The organism is Inquilinus sp. Marseille-Q2685 (genome assembly GCF_916619195.1).
Taxonomy (GTDB): Bacteria; Pseudomonadota; Alphaproteobacteria; order DSM-16000; family Inquilinaceae; genus Inquilinus.
The window spans coordinates 257,501-272,379 of the sequence record NZ_CAKAKL010000004.1; the positions used below are offsets into that span (position 1 = coordinate 257,501).

At 71.3% G+C, this 14,879-nt stretch carries 17 protein-coding genes (1 of these 17 cut by a window edge); 6 read left to right on the plus strand and 11 right to left on the minus strand.

All coding sequences use genetic code 11. The features are described 5' to 3' along the window. A protein-coding gene (locus LG391_RS21280; RefSeq protein ID WP_225770043.1) for a peptidoglycan DD-metalloendopeptidase family protein crosses the window boundary here: on the plus strand, positions 1–226 show its end. Its footprint begins 1,145 nt before the window's first position; 226 of the gene's 1,371 nt are visible here — the last part of the coding sequence; its start codon lies beyond the left edge, outside the window; the stop codon is at positions 224–226. Positions 227–529: 303 nt separating this feature from the next. Here LG391_RS21280 and LG391_RS21285 read toward each other — a convergent pair whose 3' ends face one another. From LG391_RS21285 to petA, 7 genes are all read right to left on the minus strand, one after another. Then, a complete protein-coding gene (locus LG391_RS21285; RefSeq protein WP_225770044.1) occupies positions 530–1,156 on the minus strand; it encodes a hypothetical protein in 627 nt (208 codons plus the stop codon). A gap of 97 nt (positions 1,157–1,253) precedes the next feature. Continuing rightward, entirely contained in the window at positions 1,254–2,021 is a 768-nt protein-coding gene (locus tag LG391_RS21290) for a VOC family protein (RefSeq protein WP_225770045.1), read from the minus strand. After that, a complete protein-coding gene (locus LG391_RS21295; RefSeq protein WP_225770046.1) occupies positions 2,021–2,581 on the minus strand; it encodes a DUF924 family protein in 561 nt (186 codons plus the stop codon). Before LG391_RS21295 ends, LG391_RS21290 begins: the two co-directional genes overlap by 1 nt. Beyond that, positions 2,578–4,272 (minus strand): acyl-CoA dehydrogenase family protein, encoded by a 1,695-nt coding sequence (locus tag LG391_RS21300; protein WP_225770047.1) that lies wholly within the window; start codon positions 4,270–4,272, stop codon positions 2,578–2,580. The genes LG391_RS21295 and LG391_RS21300 overlap by 4 nt, the downstream gene beginning before the upstream one ends. Positions 4,273–4,356: 84 nt before the next feature. Continuing rightward, positions 4,357–5,154 carry a cytochrome c1 gene (locus tag LG391_RS21305; protein WP_225770048.1) on the minus strand — a complete coding sequence of 266 codons (798 nt, stop codon included), beginning with the start codon at positions 5,152–5,154 and terminating at the stop codon, positions 4,357–4,359. A gap of 2 nt (positions 5,155–5,156) precedes the next feature. Beyond that, the gene (locus tag LG391_RS21310) at positions 5,157–6,431 is read right to left on the minus strand and encodes a cytochrome b N-terminal domain-containing protein (RefSeq protein ID WP_225770049.1); all 1,275 of its coding nucleotides are present in this window, start codon (positions 6,429–6,431) and stop codon (positions 5,157–5,159) included. Positions 6,432–6,454: 23 nt separating this feature from the next. Beyond that, positions 6,455–7,039 carry a ubiquinol-cytochrome c reductase iron-sulfur subunit gene (petA, locus tag LG391_RS21315; RefSeq protein WP_225770050.1) on the minus strand — a complete coding sequence of 195 codons (585 nt, stop codon included), beginning with the start codon at positions 7,037–7,039 and terminating at the stop codon, positions 6,455–6,457. 160 nt (positions 7,040–7,199) lie between these two features. On the opposite strand from petA, the gene LG391_RS21320 reads away from it, so the two are divergent. The 4 genes from LG391_RS21320 to LG391_RS21335 all read left to right on the plus strand — a co-directional run bounded on the left by LG391_RS21320 (position 7,200) and on the right by LG391_RS21335 (position 10,758). After that, on the plus strand, positions 7,200–7,649 hold the full coding sequence (locus LG391_RS21320; RefSeq protein WP_225770051.1) for a tRNA (cytidine(34)-2'-O)-methyltransferase: 450 nt from the start codon (positions 7,200–7,202) through the stop codon (positions 7,647–7,649). A gap of 80 nt (positions 7,650–7,729) precedes the next feature. Continuing rightward, the gene (gene hemF / locus LG391_RS21325; RefSeq protein ID WP_225770052.1) at positions 7,730–8,590 is read left to right on the plus strand and encodes an oxygen-dependent coproporphyrinogen oxidase; all 861 of its coding nucleotides are present in this window, start codon (positions 7,730–7,732) and stop codon (positions 8,588–8,590) included. 103 nt (positions 8,591–8,693) lie between these two features. Continuing rightward, positions 8,694–9,989: an MFS transporter gene (locus LG391_RS21330; RefSeq protein ID WP_225770053.1), complete on the plus strand. Its 1,296-nt coding sequence runs from the start codon at positions 8,694–8,696 to the stop codon at positions 9,987–9,989. A gap of 103 nt (positions 9,990–10,092) precedes the next feature. Beyond that, positions 10,093–10,758, plus strand: coding sequence for a dihydrofolate reductase family protein (locus LG391_RS21335; RefSeq protein WP_225770054.1), 666 nt, complete (start codon positions 10,093–10,095; stop codon positions 10,756–10,758). 45 nt (positions 10,759–10,803) lie between these two features. Here LG391_RS21335 and gfa read toward each other — a convergent pair whose 3' ends face one another. Continuing rightward, the gene (gene gfa, locus LG391_RS21340) at positions 10,804–11,373 is read right to left on the minus strand and encodes an S-(hydroxymethyl)glutathione synthase (protein ID WP_225770055.1); all 570 of its coding nucleotides are present in this window, start codon (positions 11,371–11,373) and stop codon (positions 10,804–10,806) included. A 138-nt stretch (positions 11,374–11,511) separates the two neighbouring features. Here gfa and LG391_RS21345 point away from each other — a divergent pair, with 138 nt between their 5' ends. Next, complete coding sequence (locus tag LG391_RS21345) at positions 11,512–12,450, plus strand: aldo/keto reductase (protein ID WP_225770056.1); 939 nt, start codon at positions 11,512–11,514, stop codon at positions 12,448–12,450. 64 nt (positions 12,451–12,514) lie between these two features. Here LG391_RS21345 and LG391_RS21350 read toward each other — a convergent pair whose 3' ends face one another. From LG391_RS21350 to LG391_RS21360, 3 genes are read right to left on the minus strand one after another with little or no spacing between them, the layout of a single operon-like run. Beyond that, on the minus strand, positions 12,515–13,717 hold the full coding sequence (locus LG391_RS21350) for a CCA tRNA nucleotidyltransferase (RefSeq protein WP_225770057.1): 1,203 nt from the start codon (positions 13,715–13,717) through the stop codon (positions 12,515–12,517). Beyond that, positions 13,714–14,325, minus strand: a complete 612-nt coding sequence (locus LG391_RS21355; RefSeq protein WP_225770058.1) for a CoA pyrophosphatase — start codon at positions 14,323–14,325, stop codon at positions 13,714–13,716. The genes LG391_RS21350 and LG391_RS21355 overlap by 4 nt, the downstream gene beginning before the upstream one ends. Then, the gene (locus LG391_RS21360) at positions 14,322–14,786 is read right to left on the minus strand and encodes a DUF1285 domain-containing protein (protein WP_225770059.1); all 465 of its coding nucleotides are present in this window, start codon (positions 14,784–14,786) and stop codon (positions 14,322–14,324) included. The genes LG391_RS21355 and LG391_RS21360 overlap by 4 nt, the downstream gene beginning before the upstream one ends. Positions 14,787–14,879 lie beyond the last annotated feature (93 nt).

The following is a 14,879-nucleotide window of genomic DNA, read 5'->3' on the forward strand; positions in this document are numbered from 1 at the left end:
CGGCTATGTCGGCTCCAGCGGCATGGCGACCGGCCCGCATCTGCACTACGAGGTGCTGGTCGCCGGCAGCCAAGTGAACCCGCTGAGCGTCGACCTGCCGACCGGCACCACCCTGGCCGGCCGCGACCGGACCGAGTTCAAGCGCCGGGTCGAGACGATCGACCGGCAGTTCCGGCAGCTGACCGAGGAAGCGCCGGTCGCCTCGGTCGGCCGGGTGGACGGCTAGATGCGAGACGAATCGAGGTCCGGCCGCATCATGGCCTGACAGGGACGACGAGCATCCGCGGGACGGCCGGGTGACGGCGGATCCCGGCCTCGACAAATGCCCCTCACCCGGAGACGCAAGCGCCTCCGGCCCCTCCCGCGAGGCGGGAGAGGCGAAAGGGAACCGGTTTCGCAGGTCGGGTTCGCGGCACGCGAACCAGTTCCCGTTCCCCAGCTGATGTGCCTGAGGTCGGGCATCCAGAGATGCGTCGACATTTTCTGGATTGCCGGTCAAGCCCGGCAATGACAGCTGGAGGGATCGCGTCTACCCGGTGTCCGGCGGCTTGCGGCGGGCAGGGGCGGCCGAGCGGGGCTCCGGCGGATCGTCGGCGTCCTCGCCGGCCTGCGGCGGCAGGAAGCCGAGCTCCTCCATCGCCTCGTCGGCCATCTCCAGCCACTGCTCCACCCGCACCGGATAGCCCCAGCGCCGGCACAGCGCCGCCACCGCCACCTCCGGACGGCTGGCCTCGATGAATTCCACCACCTCCGGCCGCTCCAGCCGCTCATGCATCTCGGCTTCACGGCGGTCGGCCTCCTCGCCGTCCCCGGACGCCTCATAGGCCGCCGCCATCATCGCGAGATTCACCCGCAGCCCGTGCCAGTCCTCCTGCGCCGCCTCCCGCTGCGCCGCCGCCTTGCGCTTCTCCTCCGCCTGCCGCGACAGCTTGTCCTCCAGCAGCAGGGTCAGACGCAGCGACCGGGTGACGACGGCGATCCGCTGGCCATAGTCGACGCCGGGCTGCGGCGCCTCCACCGCTTCGGTGCGGGTGGCCTCGATGATCTCCATATGGACGTCCGCCGCCCGGGCGAGCATGCGCAGATGCCGTGCCGCCCGCTCCTCCTGAAGAGCGGGCGCGGCCTCCGATGTCCGATCGGTCTGCGTCGCGTCCATGGAACATAGCATGAACAAAGATGACCGATAATACTACTGCGATCGTGGTCCCGGCCCGCAGGCCGGATCCGGCGTCACGCCATGGACGCCGGGGCCCTCAGCCGGCGAATCGCAGCGCCAGGCCGGTTCCCGGCAAAGGCGGCACCCGCACCTCGCCCGGATGCCGGGCATGGGCGACATGGCCGGCCCGCAGCGCCGCTTCGCAGGCGTCGAGGTCGCCGGTGGCGATGTGCAGCATCGGCTCGGCGCCGGCGCCGAGGGCGAAGCCGCCGATCACGACCGAATCACCGTCCTGCCGCGCCCCGTCCAGCGCCGCCCAGGCGGCCAGGGCGGAGTCTGCAAGGGGCGCCGGCAGGCCGAGCCGCAGGATCCCGGTCGCGCCGTTGGCGTGGCGCTCCCATTCCGGCCGGCGCAGCAGCGCGGGCGTCCGGTGCTCGGTGGCGAAGAGCGACAGGCCGAAGGCGTCGCGCCGAGCCGGATAGGCGAGCCGGAAGGAGGGCTGCACCGGCCCTTCCGGCAGATCGAGCAGCCGGGCCAGATCCCGCGCCGGCTCTCCCCCCGCTCCCGCAGCCTCGAAGGCGGCGGCGGCCGAATCGGCAGAACGGGTCGCGAGCGCGATGCCCAGCAGCCCTTCCCCGCCCCGGGCCAGGCGCTCGCCGAGGCCGTTGTCGAACTGGCTCGGGTCGAGCACGCCGAGCAGCTCGATGTAATCCGCCTCGAGCATGACGCAGTAGTTGGCGGTGCCCCAGCCGATGTGGCGGCCGCGCGGCGTCACGGTGAAGCCGAGGCGGCGCCAGGTGTCGCGCGCCGCATCCAGCGCCGACACCGCCAGGATGACGTGGTCGAGCCCGGTGATCGCCGCCATCAGAAGCCCCCGTGCTCGGCCAGATGCACCTCTTCCTCCGGCGTGCTGGCCCGGCCGAGGATGGCGTTGCGGTGCGGAAAGCGGCCGAAGCGCTCGATCACCGCGAGGTGGCGCCGGGCGTAGTCGACATACTCCGGATCGGCGATGCCGGCCGTCTGCAGCTCCAGGCTGCGCCGCTGGTCGGCCAGATCCTCGCTGTGCTCGAAGGGCAGATACAGGAACAGCCGGTGGTCGTCGGTCAGCGCCGGGTCCCGGTCGAAGCCCTGTTCGACCGCCGCCTTGGCCACGGCCAGCGCCTTCGGATCGGTGGCGAAGGCGCGCGGCGTGCCGCGGAACAGGTTGCGCGGCAGCTGGTCGAGCAGGATGCAGAGCGCGACGGCGCCGAGCGGCGACGCCGCCCAGTCGTCGTGCCGGCCGGCCGCCGCTTCCTCGTGCAGGGTCAGGAAGCGGGCCCGGATCTCGGCGTCGAAGCCGGCGTCGCCGGAGAACCAGCGCTCCTTCCCGGATTCCTCGAACCAGAAGGCCAGCACGTCGTGGGCGGAAACCGAGAGAGGGGTCATGCGGGGCAGAGTCCGTAGCCGATGATGTCGTCGAACAGGGCATGCAGCGGATCCTCGGCGAGGTCCACCGTCCCCTGCGGGTCGAAGCGGGCGGCGAAGCGGCCGGCCATCAGCGCCTTGCGCCGGTCACCCTCGGGGAGATCAGCTGCCGCCTCCTCCAGCATCAGGGCCGCGGCCAGCAGCTCCGCCGCAGGATGCATCAGCCGCCGGGCCAGGCGCGGCCCGTCCTCCGGCCGTGCCCGCAGATGGGCGAAGCCGGCGCGGCAGCCGTCGAGCACCGGGCGCAGCCGCACGGCGATCGGCCGCAGCGCCCCGGGCGCCGAATCGAGAATGCCGGAGACCCGGTCGAGCAGCGCCCGGTCGCCCGGCAGCTTGCCGATGGTGGCGCGCAGGAACTCCAGCGCCTGGACATTGGCCGGCCCCTCCCACACCGCGGTGACCAGGGCGTCGCGGTAGAGCCGGGCCGTCGGCCATTCCTCGGTGTAGCCGTTGCCGCCGACGATCTCGACCGCCTGGGCGGCCGCCGCGGTCGCCTCGGCCGCGGTCCAGTACTTGGCCAGCGCCACCGCGGCGCGGCGCCAGCCCTCGACCGCGGGATCCTCGCCCGGCGCCTCGAAGGCCATGGCGGCCTCGAAGGCCAGCGCCGCCGAGGCCTCCTGCGCCGCGGCGAGGTCCAGCAGCGCGTCGCGCATCATCGGCGTGCTGCGCAGGAGCGTGCCGCCGACCCGACGGTGGCTGGTCCAGGCCAGCGATTCGAGCAAGGCGCGGCGGTGCAGCCCGGCGGCGCCGAAGGCGTTGTGCACCCGGCTGTATTCCAGCGCCTCCAGCATCGCCTTCAGGCCGTGCGGCGGCGGCGCCACCTCGACCGCCCAGGCGCTATCCAGCACGGTCTCGCCGGTGGCCAGGCCGCGGGTGCCGACCTTGTCCTTCAGCCGGCGGACATGCAGCCGGTTCGGCGTGCCATCCGGCAACACCGAGGGCACCAGGTAGCAGCCCAGGCCGCGCGCCCCGTCCGGCGCGCCGCGCGGCCGGGCGGTGGCCAGCGCCGCCCCGGCCCCGGCATTGCTGGTGAACCATTTCAGCCCGGTCAGGCGCCAGGCCGCGCCGTCCGGCTCGGCCACCGTGGTGGTGGCGGCGACATCGGTGCCGCCATGCAGCTCGGTCGCCCAGGTGCCGCCGGACAGCGCCTGGCCGTCCATCCGGGTCAGGAGCGGCAGCCAGCGGCTGCGCACCGGATCCGGAGCCAACCGGTCGAGCACCCAGGCGACGGCGCCGGTCAGCGTCACCGGGCAGTGCAGCGACACGTCGGCCTGGGACAGCACGCCGCCCATGACGAAGGACAGCAGATGCGGCGCGCCCTCCGGCCCGAAGGCCAGGCCGATGATGCCGCGGCGATAGGCATCGGCGTGGCAGGCGCGGTATTCGGCGTTCAGCACCACCCGGCCGACCGGCGCGCCGGCGCCGTCATGGCTTTCGAGCCGCGGCGGGGCGTGCCGGCTGGTGTAGTCGGCCTGCGCCTCCACCGCCTCGCCGACCCAGGCGCCGAACTCGGCAAGCCGGTCGCCGAAGCGCGGCAGCAGGTCCGGGCTGCGCCGGGCCAGGCGGCGCTGCAGGTCGCGGTCGGTCGTGAACAGGTTCAGCCCGCGGATCGCGGGCGGCAGTTCGAGCGGTCGGGTCTCGGTCCGGTCCATGGCGCCCTCCCGGATGGAACACCTGCCCAAAATAGCACGGGGCGGTGCAAGCACCGCCCCGTGCAAGCCCTATCCACGCGAGGATCAGTGGGCGTTGGCCCAGACCTTGCGCTTCACCGAGTACAGCAGCCCGGCGAAGATGATCAGGAACAAGATCACCTTGACGCCGGTGTGCTTGCGCTCCTCCAGCGACGGCTCGGCCGTGAACATCAGGAAGTTGACGACGTCCCAGGCCATCTGCTCGTGCTTGGCTTCGGTGCCGTCGGTGTAGGTCACCGCGCCATCCGTCAGGATGTTCGGCATCGCCGTCACGTGACCCGGGAAATAGGCGTTGTAGTTCAGCCCGTCCGGCACCTGGAAGCCTTCCGGCGCGTCGTGGAAGCCGGTGAGGAAGGCGAAGATGTAGTTCGGGCCGTCGGTCTCGCCGCCCGCGCCGCGCGCCTTGGCCATCAGCGACAGGTCTGGCGGCACCTTGCCGCCATTGGCCGCCGCCGCCGCCTTGTCGTTCGGGAACGGGTTGTGGAACCGGTCCGAGGGCAGCGCCGTGCGCTCGATCGGCTCGCCGGCGTCGTTGGTGTCCGCCACCTTGTACTCGGCGGCGATCGCCTTGACCTCGTCCTCGCTGAAGCCCAGCCCGCTGAGATCGCGGTAGGACATCAGATGCATCGAGTGGCAGGTCGAGCAGACCTCCTTGTAGACCTGGAAGCCGCGCTGGGCGGAGGCCCGGTCGAAGGTGCCGAAGAAGCCGCCGAAGGTCCAGTTCTGGGCCGGCGGCTCGGCCCCCTCCTCCGCCGCCTGGGCCGGGAGGCCGGCGCCAAGCGCCAGCAGGACGGCCGCGGCGGTGAGGGCGGATCTGAGCATGATCTTGTCGAGGAGCGGCATGGTCACGCCTTCACCGTAGTCGTAGCGGCCGACGGCCCGAGGACGGATTCGCTGATGCTGCGCGGCAGCGGCAGCGGCCGTTCGATCTTGCCCAGGATCGGCAGGATCACCAGGAAATGCAGGAAGTAGTAGACCATGCCGACCTGGCCGATCAGCACCGGCAGCCCTTCCGGGGGCTGCGACCCGGCGTAGCCGAGGCCGATCACCGAGGCGACCAGGAGCCAGAAGCACCAGCGGTAGATCGGCCGGAACCGGGCGCTGCGCACCCGGCTGGTGTCGAGCCAGGGCAGCACGAACAGGATGGCGATGGCGCCGAACATGGCGATGACGCCGAGCAGCTTCGCCGGGATGCCGAACAGGCTGAAGGTGATCGAGCGCAGGATCGCGTAGAACGGCAGGAAGTACCATTCCGGGACGATATGCGCCGGCGTCTGCAGCGGGTTGGCCTGGATGTAGTTGTCGGCATGCCCCATCAGGTTCGGCGCGAAGAACACGATGAAGGCGTAGAAGATCAGGAACACGGCGATGCCGAAGCTGTCCTTGGCCGTGTAGTACGGGTGGAAGGGCAGCGTGTCCTGCGGCCCCTTCGGGTCGATCCCCGACGGGTTGTTCGAGCCGGTGATGTGGAAGGCGCCGACATGGATGATGACGACGCCGAGGATCACGAAGGGCAGCAGGAAGTGCAGCGAGTAGAAGCGGTTCAGCGTCGGGTTGTCGACCGCGAAGCCGCCCCACAGCCAGGTGACGATGTTCTCGCCGACCAGCGGGATGGCCGAGAACAGGTTGGTGATGACGGTGGCGCCCCAGAAGCTCATCTGGCCCCAGGGCAGCACATAGCCCATGAAGGCGGTGGCCATCATCAGGAGGAAGATCAGCACGCCGAAGATCCACACCAGCTCGCGCGGGCTCTTGTAGGAGCCATAGTACAGGCCGCGGAAGATGTGGATGTAGACGGCGATGAAGAACATCGACGCGCCGTTGGCGTGGATGTAGCGCATCAGCCAGCCGTAATTGACGTCGCGCATGATGCGCTCGACCGACTGGAAGGCGAAATCGACATGCGGCGTGTACTGCATCGACAGGAACAGGCCGGTGGCGATCATGATCACCAGCATCATCCCGGCGATGGCGCCGAAGTTCCAAAGGTAGTTGAAGTTCCGCGGAGCCGGGTATTCGCCGTACTCCTTGTACATCATCGAGAAGATCGGCAGCCGCGAATCGATCCAGCGGATCGCCGGGTTCTTGAAATGGGTCGGTTGGGCTGAGGCGTGGGCCATGGCAAGTCTCCGGAGCGAGCGGCTCAGCCGATCTTGATCTTGGTGTCGGCGGTGAAGGCGTAGGTCGGCACCTCGAGATTCAGCGGTGCCGGGCCCTGCCGGATGCGCCCGGAGGTGTCGTAGATCGACCCGTGGCAGGGGCAGAACCAGCCGCCGAAGGGCCCGCGGTTCTCACCCGGGTTCTGGCCCAGCGGGATGCAGCCGAGATGGGTGCAGACGCCGACGACCACGAGCCATTCCGGCTTCTGCACGCGCGCCGAATCGGGCTGCGGGTCCGGCAGCTGGCTGAGCGGGACTTCCTCGGCCGCCTTGATCTGGTCTTCCGGCCGGTGGCGGATGAACACCGGCTTGCCGCGCCACTTCACGGTCAGGGACTGGCCGACCGCCACCGGCGCCAGGTCGACGTCGATCGTCGCCAGGGCCAGGACGTCCTTCGACGGGTTCATGCTGTCGATCAGCGGCCAGGCGACGCTGGCGACGCCGACGGCGCCCACCGCGCCGGTCAGGAGATACAGGAAGTCGCGTCGAGTGCCCCCCTCCCCGGATGCGTGATCCCCGGTCGGCGTATGGCTCGGGCCCGGCGTGCCCTGGAGGGTGGTATCCGACATTGTTGCAACGGTCCTTCTTGGTCGACCTTATGTTCCCCCGCGCCTCCCGAGCTGGCTTCGGCCCGGATTCCGGGCAGGAGGCGGCCTCGGGTCTATACAATGCCATTCCGACCCTTGCAATTCGCTAGAACCACACAGCGACGCAGCACCGCGGCCCCCTATGCGCCTTGTCCTCTACGAACCCGATATCCCGCAGAATGCGGGCACGATGATGCGGCTGGCGGCGGCGCTCGGCGTCGCCGTCGACCTGATCGAGCCCTGCGGCTTCCTGGTCGACGACCGGCGGCTGCGGCGCGCGGCCATGGACTACGCGGATTTCCTCGATCTCACGCGCTGGACCAGCTGGCGGCGCTACGCCGAGACCACCCATGCCGGGCGGCTGGTGCTGCTGACCACGAAGGCCAGCCAGCCCTATGCCGGCTTCGCCTTCGCCCCCACCGACCGGATCATGGTCGGGCGTGAGAGCGCCGGCGTGCCGGACGAGGTGCATGCTGCGGCGGATGCCCGCATCGTCATCCCGCTGCGGCCGGAGGCGCGTTCGATCAACGTCGCGACCGCGGCGGCGATGGTGCTGGGCGAGGCGATTCGCCAGACCGGCGCCGGGCCCTGAGACGCCCTGCGGCGCGGATGGCCATTTCCCGCCCATGGCGCGCATCCTATGGTGCCGGCGCTGCAACGAAGGTCCGCCGCATGAGCCCGACACCCGACCTGACCGACTCCCGCAAGGCCGAAGCCGCCGCCTGGTTCGCGGCGCTGCGCGACCGGATCTGCGCCGCCTTCGAGGCGATCGAGGACGATTATGCCGGCCCCCTCGCGGACCGGCCGCCGGGCCGCTTCGAGCGCAAGGCCTGGGACCGGCCGGGCGGCGGCGGCGGAGTGATGTCGATCATGCGCGGCCGGGTGTTCGAGAAGGTCGGCGTCAACATCTCGACCGTGCATGGCGAGTTCTCCGAGGCGTTCCGGGCGCAGATCAAGGGCGCCGAGGGCGACGGCCGGTTCTGGGCCTCGGGAATCAGCCTGGTCGCGCATCTGCAGAGCCCGCTGGTGCCGGCGGTGCACATGAACACGCGGCGGATCGAGACCTCGGTCGGCTGGTTCGGCGGCGGCGCCGACCTGACGCCGATGGTGCCGGACGAGGCCGACACGGCCGAGTTCCACGCCGCGCTGCAGGCCGCCTGCGACCGGCACGACCCCGGCTACTACCCGCGCTTCAAGGAATGGTGCGACCGGTACTTCTTCCTGCCGCACCGGGACGAGCCGCGCGGCGTCGGCGGCATCTTCTACGACAATCTCGACAGCGGCGACTGGGACGCCGACTTCGCCTTCACCCGCGATGTCGGCCTCGCCTTCCTCGACGCCTATCCGCGCATCGTCCGCCGCCACATGGACCGGCCCTGGACCGAGGAGCAGCGGGCCTACCAGCTGCAGCGCCGCGGCCGCTACGTCGAGTTCAACCTGCTGTACGACCGCGGCACCACCTTCGGACTGAAGACCGGCGGCAACACCGAGGCGATCCTGATGTCGCTGCCGCCGCTGGTGGCCTGGCCCTGAACGTGCCGCAGCCCGGCGCTGCGCATTTGCCGGGTGGACAGCGCATCGAGGCCGACGTGAACTGCGCCCCGACATGGACGGCAGTCCCACGGGAGGCGCAGGAATGACGGTTCAGGCTTCGAGTCCCATTGGCCTTCGCGAGGGAGAGCGGCGGCACGCCATCGCCGCGGCCACGATCGGCAACGGGCTCGAGTGGTTCGACTTCACGGTCTACGGCTTCTTCACCCCGATCATCGCCCGGCTGTTCTTCCCCGCCGGCGACGACCTGACGTCGATCCTGCTGACCGTCGGCACCTACGGCGTCGGCTTCTTCATGCGCCCGGTCGGCGCCGTGGTGCTGGGCGTCTATGCCGACCGCGCCGGGCGCAAGGCGGCGCTGACCCTGACCATCCTGCTGATGGCGATCGGCACGGCGCTGCTGGGCTTCGCCCCGACCTATGCCCAGGCCGGGATCGTCGGGCCGCTGGTGATCGTGCTGGCCCGGCTGATCCAGGGCTTCTCCGCCGGCGGCGAGATCGGCGGCGCCACCGCCTTCCTGATCGAATACGCGCCACCGCGGAAGCGCGGCTTCTACGCCAGCTGGCAGCAGACCAGCCAGGCCCTGGCCGTGGTGCTGGGCGGCGTCTGCGGCACCATCGTCACCCAGGCGCTGGACCCGGCGGCGATCGACAGCTGGGGCTGGCGCGTGCCGTTCCTGTTCGGCCTGCTGATCGGCCCGGTCGGCTTCTACATCCGGGCCCGGATCGACGAGACGCCGGTCTTCACCGACGACCGCATCCGCAAGAGCGAGTCGCCGCTGCGCGACGCCCTGGCCGAGCATCCGCGCGGCATCGCCTCGGGCTTCGGCGTCACCATCTTGTGGACGGTCTGCACCTATGTGCTGCTGTTCTACATGACGACCTACGCCGTGAAGCAGCTGGGCATCCCGCTGGCCGACGCCTTCGTCGCCACCACCATCGGCGGCGTGGTGCTGATGCTGGGCTGCCCGCTGGCCGGCGCGCTGTCCGACCGGGTCGGCCGCAAGCGGCTGCTGCTCGCCGCCGCGATCGCCATCGGCGTGCTGGTCTGGCCGCTGTTCGCCTGGGTCAACGCGACCCCGACCCTGGCCGTGCTGGCCACGGTGCAGGCGATCCTGGGGCTGCTGCTGGCGGCTTTCACCGGGCCGGCCCCGGCCCTTCTGGCTGAGCAGTTCCCGGCCGGGCTGCGCTCGACCGGCCTGTCGCTGGCCTACAACTTCGCGGTCACCATCTTCGGCGGCTTCGCGGCGGTGATCGTCACCCTGCTGATCGAGGAGACCGGCAGCAAGCTGGCGCCGAGCTTCTACGTGATCGCGGCCGCCGTGGTCAGCGCCCTGACGCTGCTGGCCATGCGCGACCGCACCGGCCAGCCGATCGACTGAGGCGGACCAGGGAAAAGCGGCGGCATGTCGGATCCTCGTCTCTCCGGCCGTCCTTGGGTCGATCCCGGCGTGCGAAGCGCCGCCATTCGACAGGAGAGACACGATGAGGAAGGTCGTCGCCGCCGCGTTCCTGAGCCTTGACGGCGTGATGCAGGCCCCGGGCGGGCCGGAGGAGGACCCGACCGGCGGCTTCGCGCTGGGCGGCTGGACGTTCCATCACTGGGACGAGGCCATGGGCAAGGCGATGGACGAGACCTTCGGCGCCCCCTTCGACCTGCTGCTTGGCCGCAAGACCTACGAGATCTTCGCCGCCCACTGGCCGCATGTCGGGGCGGACGACCCGATCGGCAAGGTGTTCAACGCGGCGACCAAATACGTCGCCACCCGCTCGACCGCGCCCCTGGCCTGGCAGAACTCCGTGGCCCTGCGCGGCGACGCGGCCGAGGCGGTGGCCGGGCTGAAGCGGCACACCGGGCCGACCCTGCTGCTGCAGGGCAGCACCGACCTGATCCAGACCCTGCTGGCGCACGACCTGATCGACGAGTTCCGGCTGATGACCTTCCCGGTCGTGCTCGGCCGCGGCAAACGGCTGTTCGGCCGCGGCGCCATCCCGGCCGGGTTGACGCTGGTGAGCAGCCAAGCCTCGACCACCGGGGTGGTGATGAGCACCTATCTCCGGTCCGGCGAGGTGACGACCGGATCCTTCGCCCTGGGCGAGCCGTCCGAGGCCGAGCTGGCCCGGCGCGAGCGGATGCAGCGGGAAGGGTGAGGCCGGGAGGCCGCCGGGTCCCGGCGGCCTCCGCGGCATCGGCAGCTACGCCGGCAGGGCGCCGGAGCGCTTGGCGGTCCAGGTCGCGACGTAATCCATCAGCCCCGGCGACAGGCAGTCATAGGGCGGCAGCCCGAGCTCCTTCAGCCGGGCCCGGATGCCTTCCATCCGGCTCGGGTCGACGCCGGATTCGATGATCGAGGAGACGAAGGCGGCGAAGGTCGGCTCGGCATAGCCGTCGTGATCGAACCGCTCCGGATGGATGAAGGACAGGCCCTTGAACGGATGGTCGCGCTCGACCGGCCCGTAGAGATGGACGCCGCACTGCTTGCACGCGTGCCGCTGGATCAGGGCGTTCGGATCGATCACCGCGAGCTTGTCGCCGTTCTCCAGCACCGTCACCTTGTCGGACGGCACCACCGCGACGACCGAGAAGGCGGCGCCCTGCGGCTTCCAGCACTTGGTGCAGCCGCAGGCGTGGTTGTGGGCGACGTCGCCCTCGATGCGCACCTTGACGGGACGATCGGTGCACAGACAGGTCAGCGTGCCGCCCTGGAAGCTGCCGGACCCGCGACGCACGCCGCCGTCGACGACCGGGTGTATGGATTCGCTCATCGCGTTTCTCCCCTTGATGTTCGTTGACCCGGATGGCCGTTCCGACGGAAGTGTCGGACATGCGCGGCGGAATCTCTATTGGACCCTCGGACGAGAAATGGTGCCAAGATCGGGGATCCGCCCAGCCCGAGGAGAGCCATGTTCGACCCCGTTGAGCGCCGCCCGGTCGGCCGCACCCAGCTGCGCGTGTCCCGCCTGGGCATCGGCGGCGGCAGCCTGTTCAGCTCGATCGGCGACGCCGCCGTGGCCGCGCTGGTCGACCATTGCTGGGACCGCGGCCTGCGCCATTTCGACACCGCCGCCCTCTATGCCGGCGGGGTCAGCGAGGAGCGGTTCGGCACGGCGCTGGCGGACCGGCCGCGGGACGAACATGTGCTGTCGACCAAGGCCGGCCGCACCGCCGAGGACGGGCAGAACCGCTTCGACTACACGCGCGACGGGATCCTGCGCTCGGTCGAGCGCAGCCTGGCGCGGCTGAAGCGCGACCGGCTGGACATCGTCTTCATCCACGACGTTACTCCCGACCTGCTCGGCGACGCCTACGACGCCCGGTTCGCCGAGGCGATGGACGGCGCCTACCCGGCGCTGGCGGAGCTGCGCAGCCGGGGCGTGGTCGGCGCCATCGGCGTCGGCGTGGGGAACTGGGAGGTGTGCCGGCGCTTCGCCGAGGCCGGCGAGTTCGACTGCATGATGCTGGCCGGCGGCTACACCCTGCTGAAGCAGGATTCGGTGCCGTTCCTGGACGACTGCGCGAGGCGCGGGATCTCGGTGCTGGTGGCGGCGCCGTTCAACACCGGCATCCTGGCGACGGGCGCGGTCGAGGGCGCGCGCTACCACTACAAGCCGGCGACGCCCGAGGTGCTGGAGCGGACCCGGCGGATCGAGGCGGTGTGCCGCCGCCACGACGTGCCGCTGCCGGCGGCGGCGCTGCAGTTTCCGCTGCGCCACCCGGCCGTGGCCAGCGTCGTCGTCGGCCACCAGTCGGCCGAGGAGGTCGACCGCAACATGGCGCTGCTGCGGCGGGACATCCCGGACGCGCTGTGGGCCGAGCTGGCGGCGGAGGGGTCGGCGGCCTGAGCAACGGGATTCGTCGCAATCCCAAAACCGTCATGGCCGGAGAGCCGATCTCAAGGCCGCTGGTCTAAACCCCCGCCAATTCCCGCAGGCGATCCAGGCTCTCGTCCCGGCCGGGGCGCAGGCCCTGGGCGATCCACCAGCGCTCGACCTCGGCCAAAGCGCGGCCGACGGCGGGGCCGGAGAGGCCCAGAGCGACGACGTCGCGGCCGCGCACCGGCAGGGCGGGCACCGGCTCCTTCTCCAGCGCCGCCAGGGCGCGCCTGAAGCTCCAGCGCTTCGGCGCCGCGGCCCAGGCCAGGCGCAGCCGGTCGCGGCCGCCGGCGCGACCGTGCCGGTACAGCAGCAGCCGCCCCCCGATTTCGTCCGGCGCCTTGTCCGGGACGCTCTCCTGCAGCCCCCCCAGGCGGTCGCGTTCGTCGTTCGACAGCTTCAGTCGGGCTGCCACCGCCGCCGCGTCGCCGCGCAGCAGGGCCGCCAGCCGGAGCAGCGGATCGGCGTCGGGCGCGACCCGGAGCAGCCCCTGCAGCCGGGCGATGTCGCCATCCTCGCCGATCACTCGCCAGGCGATGTCCGTCTCCGCCATCGCCCGCCACACCGGCACCGGGTCGGGCGCGGCCAGCAGCTTCAGGAGCTCGGCCCGCACCCGCTCGCCCGACAGCCGGTCGAGGCTGCCGGCCGCGGCGGCGCAGGCGGCCAGCGCCGGCGGGTCGAGCTCGCCCCGGCCGTAATGGGCATGGAAGCGGAAGAAGCGCAGGATGCGCAGCGCGTCCTCGGCGATGCGCTGCGCCGGGTCGCCGACGAAGCGGACCCGGCCGGCCAGCGCGTCCGCCACCCCGCCGAAATAATCGTGCACCACGCCTTCGGGATCGGCCGACAGCGCGTTCATGGTGAAGTCGCGCCGCGCCGCGTCGGCCCGCCAGTCGGCGGTGAACTCGACGACGGCGTGCCGGCCGTCGGTCTCGACATCGACGCGGAGCGTCGTGACCTCGAAGCTCTTGCCCCCGGCGCGGGCAGTGACCGTGCCGTGCTCCAGCCCCGTCGGGATCACGCCGAGCCCGGCGTTGCGCAGCGCCACCATCACCGCCTGCGGCTTGAGCGGCGTGGCGATGTCGACATCCGCGGCGTCGCGGCCGAGCAGGGCGTTGCGCACGCAGCCGCCGACGAAGCGCGGGTCGAAGCCGGGGATCGACAGCGCATCGATCACCGCCCGGGCGGCGGGGTCGGCGGCCCAGCCGGGCAGCGGCGACAAACGATGGGGTGTCGTCATTCGGCCGTCCCGAGCAGCACGTCGCGGAGATTGCGCAGGATGCCCGCGGTCACGCCCCAGACATAGCGGTCGCGATAGGGGAAGGCCCAGTACTGCCGCTCCACCCCCTGCACGGTGATGCGGTGCCGCTTCGGGTTGCCCGGGGCCAGGATGAAGGCCAGCGGCACCTCGAAGATCTCTGCCACCTCGAACGGGTCGGGCGCGGTCTCCAGGGGCGGGGTCAAGAGGCCGACGAAGGGCTGGATCTCGAAGCCGGTGCGGCTGACATAGGTGTCGAGCCGGCCGACGACCTCGACCTTCTGCCGCGGCAGGCCGATCTCCTCCTCCGTCTCGCGCAGCGCCGCCGCCAGCGGGTCGGGATCGCCCGGGTCGACGCCGCCGCCGGGGAAGGCGATCTGGCCGGCATGGGCGTTGAGATGCGGCGTGCGCAGGGTCAGGAGGATGGTGTCGCCCTCCGGCCGCCGCACGATCGGCACCAGCACCGCAGCCGGCCGCAGCGCCACCAGAGGCTTCAGGTCCGGATTCAGGTCGTGGTCGCCGCGGGAGAGGCGCGGGCGGTACTGCCGCAGCCGCTCCAGGTCGGCCGCGGGCGACCCGTCGCCGCTCACGCCTGGTCCAGCGGGAAGAATGTCCGGTGGCTCCATACCCCCATCCGGCCGTCATGGCTGACGGCGATCTCGGCCAGCTCGTAGAACACCGGGCGCGACAGCAGGGCGTCGAGCCCCTCGGCGATCCGGATATAGGGCGACGGCTCGCCGGTGTCAGGCGCGAAGGTGACGCGGATCGGATGCTCCGGCCCGGCCTCGCGGACATGGTCGAGATTGGTGCGGAAGGTCAGGACCTGGTCCTCGCCCTTCCCCGCCGCCTCCACCGCCACGGCGACGAAGGGCGCGTCGTCGACCGTGATCCGCCCGCGCTCCGCCGGGGTGATCAGCCAGTAGTCGCCGGCGGCGTCGCGCCGCAGCACGGTGGCGAACAGCTTGACCAGGGGCAGGCGGCGGATCGGGCTGCCGTGATAGTACCAGGTGCCGTCGCGGCCGATGCGGATGTCATAAGCCTCGTCCTGCACCGTCGGACCCCGCCGGGCGCCGGCCAGCGCCGCCCCGACGTCTTCCGTGCCGGACTGCGTCCGGCGCCCTGCGTCAGACTGCGCCTGGGCCGG

Excerpts from the sequence above, each read along its gene's own strand:
- LG391_RS21285 (WP_225770044.1), bottom strand. The coding sequence starts at position 1,156 with ATGGACGCGACGCAGACCGATCGGACATCGGAGGCCGCGCCCGCTCTT.
- LG391_RS21290 (WP_225770045.1), bottom strand. The coding sequence starts at position 2,021 with ATGGCGGCGATCACCGGGCTCGACCACGTCATCCTGGCGGTGTCGGCG.
- LG391_RS21295 (WP_225770046.1), bottom strand. The coding sequence starts at position 2,581 with ATGACCCCTCTCTCGGTTTCCGCCCACGACGTGCTGGCCTTCTGGTTC.
- LG391_RS21300 (WP_225770047.1), bottom strand. The coding sequence starts at position 4,272 with ATGGACCGGACCGAGACCCGACCGCTCGAACTGCCGCCCGCGATCCGC.
- LG391_RS21305 (WP_225770048.1), bottom strand. The coding sequence starts at position 5,154 with ATGCCGCTCCTCGACAAGATCATGCTCAGATCCGCCCTCACCGCCGCG.
- LG391_RS21310 (WP_225770049.1), bottom strand. The coding sequence starts at position 6,431 with ATGGCCCACGCCTCAGCCCAACCGACCCATTTCAAGAACCCGGCGATC.
- petA (WP_225770050.1), bottom strand. The coding sequence starts at position 7,039 with ATGTCGGATACCACCCTCCAGGGCACGCCGGGCCCGAGCCATACGCCG.
- LG391_RS21320 (WP_225770051.1), top strand. The coding sequence starts at position 7,200 with ATGCGCCTTGTCCTCTACGAACCCGATATCCCGCAGAATGCGGGCACG.
- hemF (WP_225770052.1), top strand. The coding sequence starts at position 7,730 with ATGAGCCCGACACCCGACCTGACCGACTCCCGCAAGGCCGAAGCCGCC.
- LG391_RS21330 (WP_225770053.1), top strand. The coding sequence starts at position 8,694 with ATGACGGTTCAGGCTTCGAGTCCCATTGGCCTTCGCGAGGGAGAGCGG.
- LG391_RS21335 (WP_225770054.1), top strand. The coding sequence starts at position 10,093 with ATGAGGAAGGTCGTCGCCGCCGCGTTCCTGAGCCTTGACGGCGTGATG.
- gfa (WP_225770055.1), bottom strand. The coding sequence starts at position 11,373 with ATGAGCGAATCCATACACCCGGTCGTCGACGGCGGCGTGCGTCGCGGG.
- LG391_RS21345 (WP_225770056.1), top strand. The coding sequence starts at position 11,512 with ATGTTCGACCCCGTTGAGCGCCGCCCGGTCGGCCGCACCCAGCTGCGC.
- LG391_RS21350 (WP_225770057.1), bottom strand. The coding sequence starts at position 13,717 with ATGACGACACCCCATCGTTTGTCGCCGCTGCCCGGCTGGGCCGCCGAC.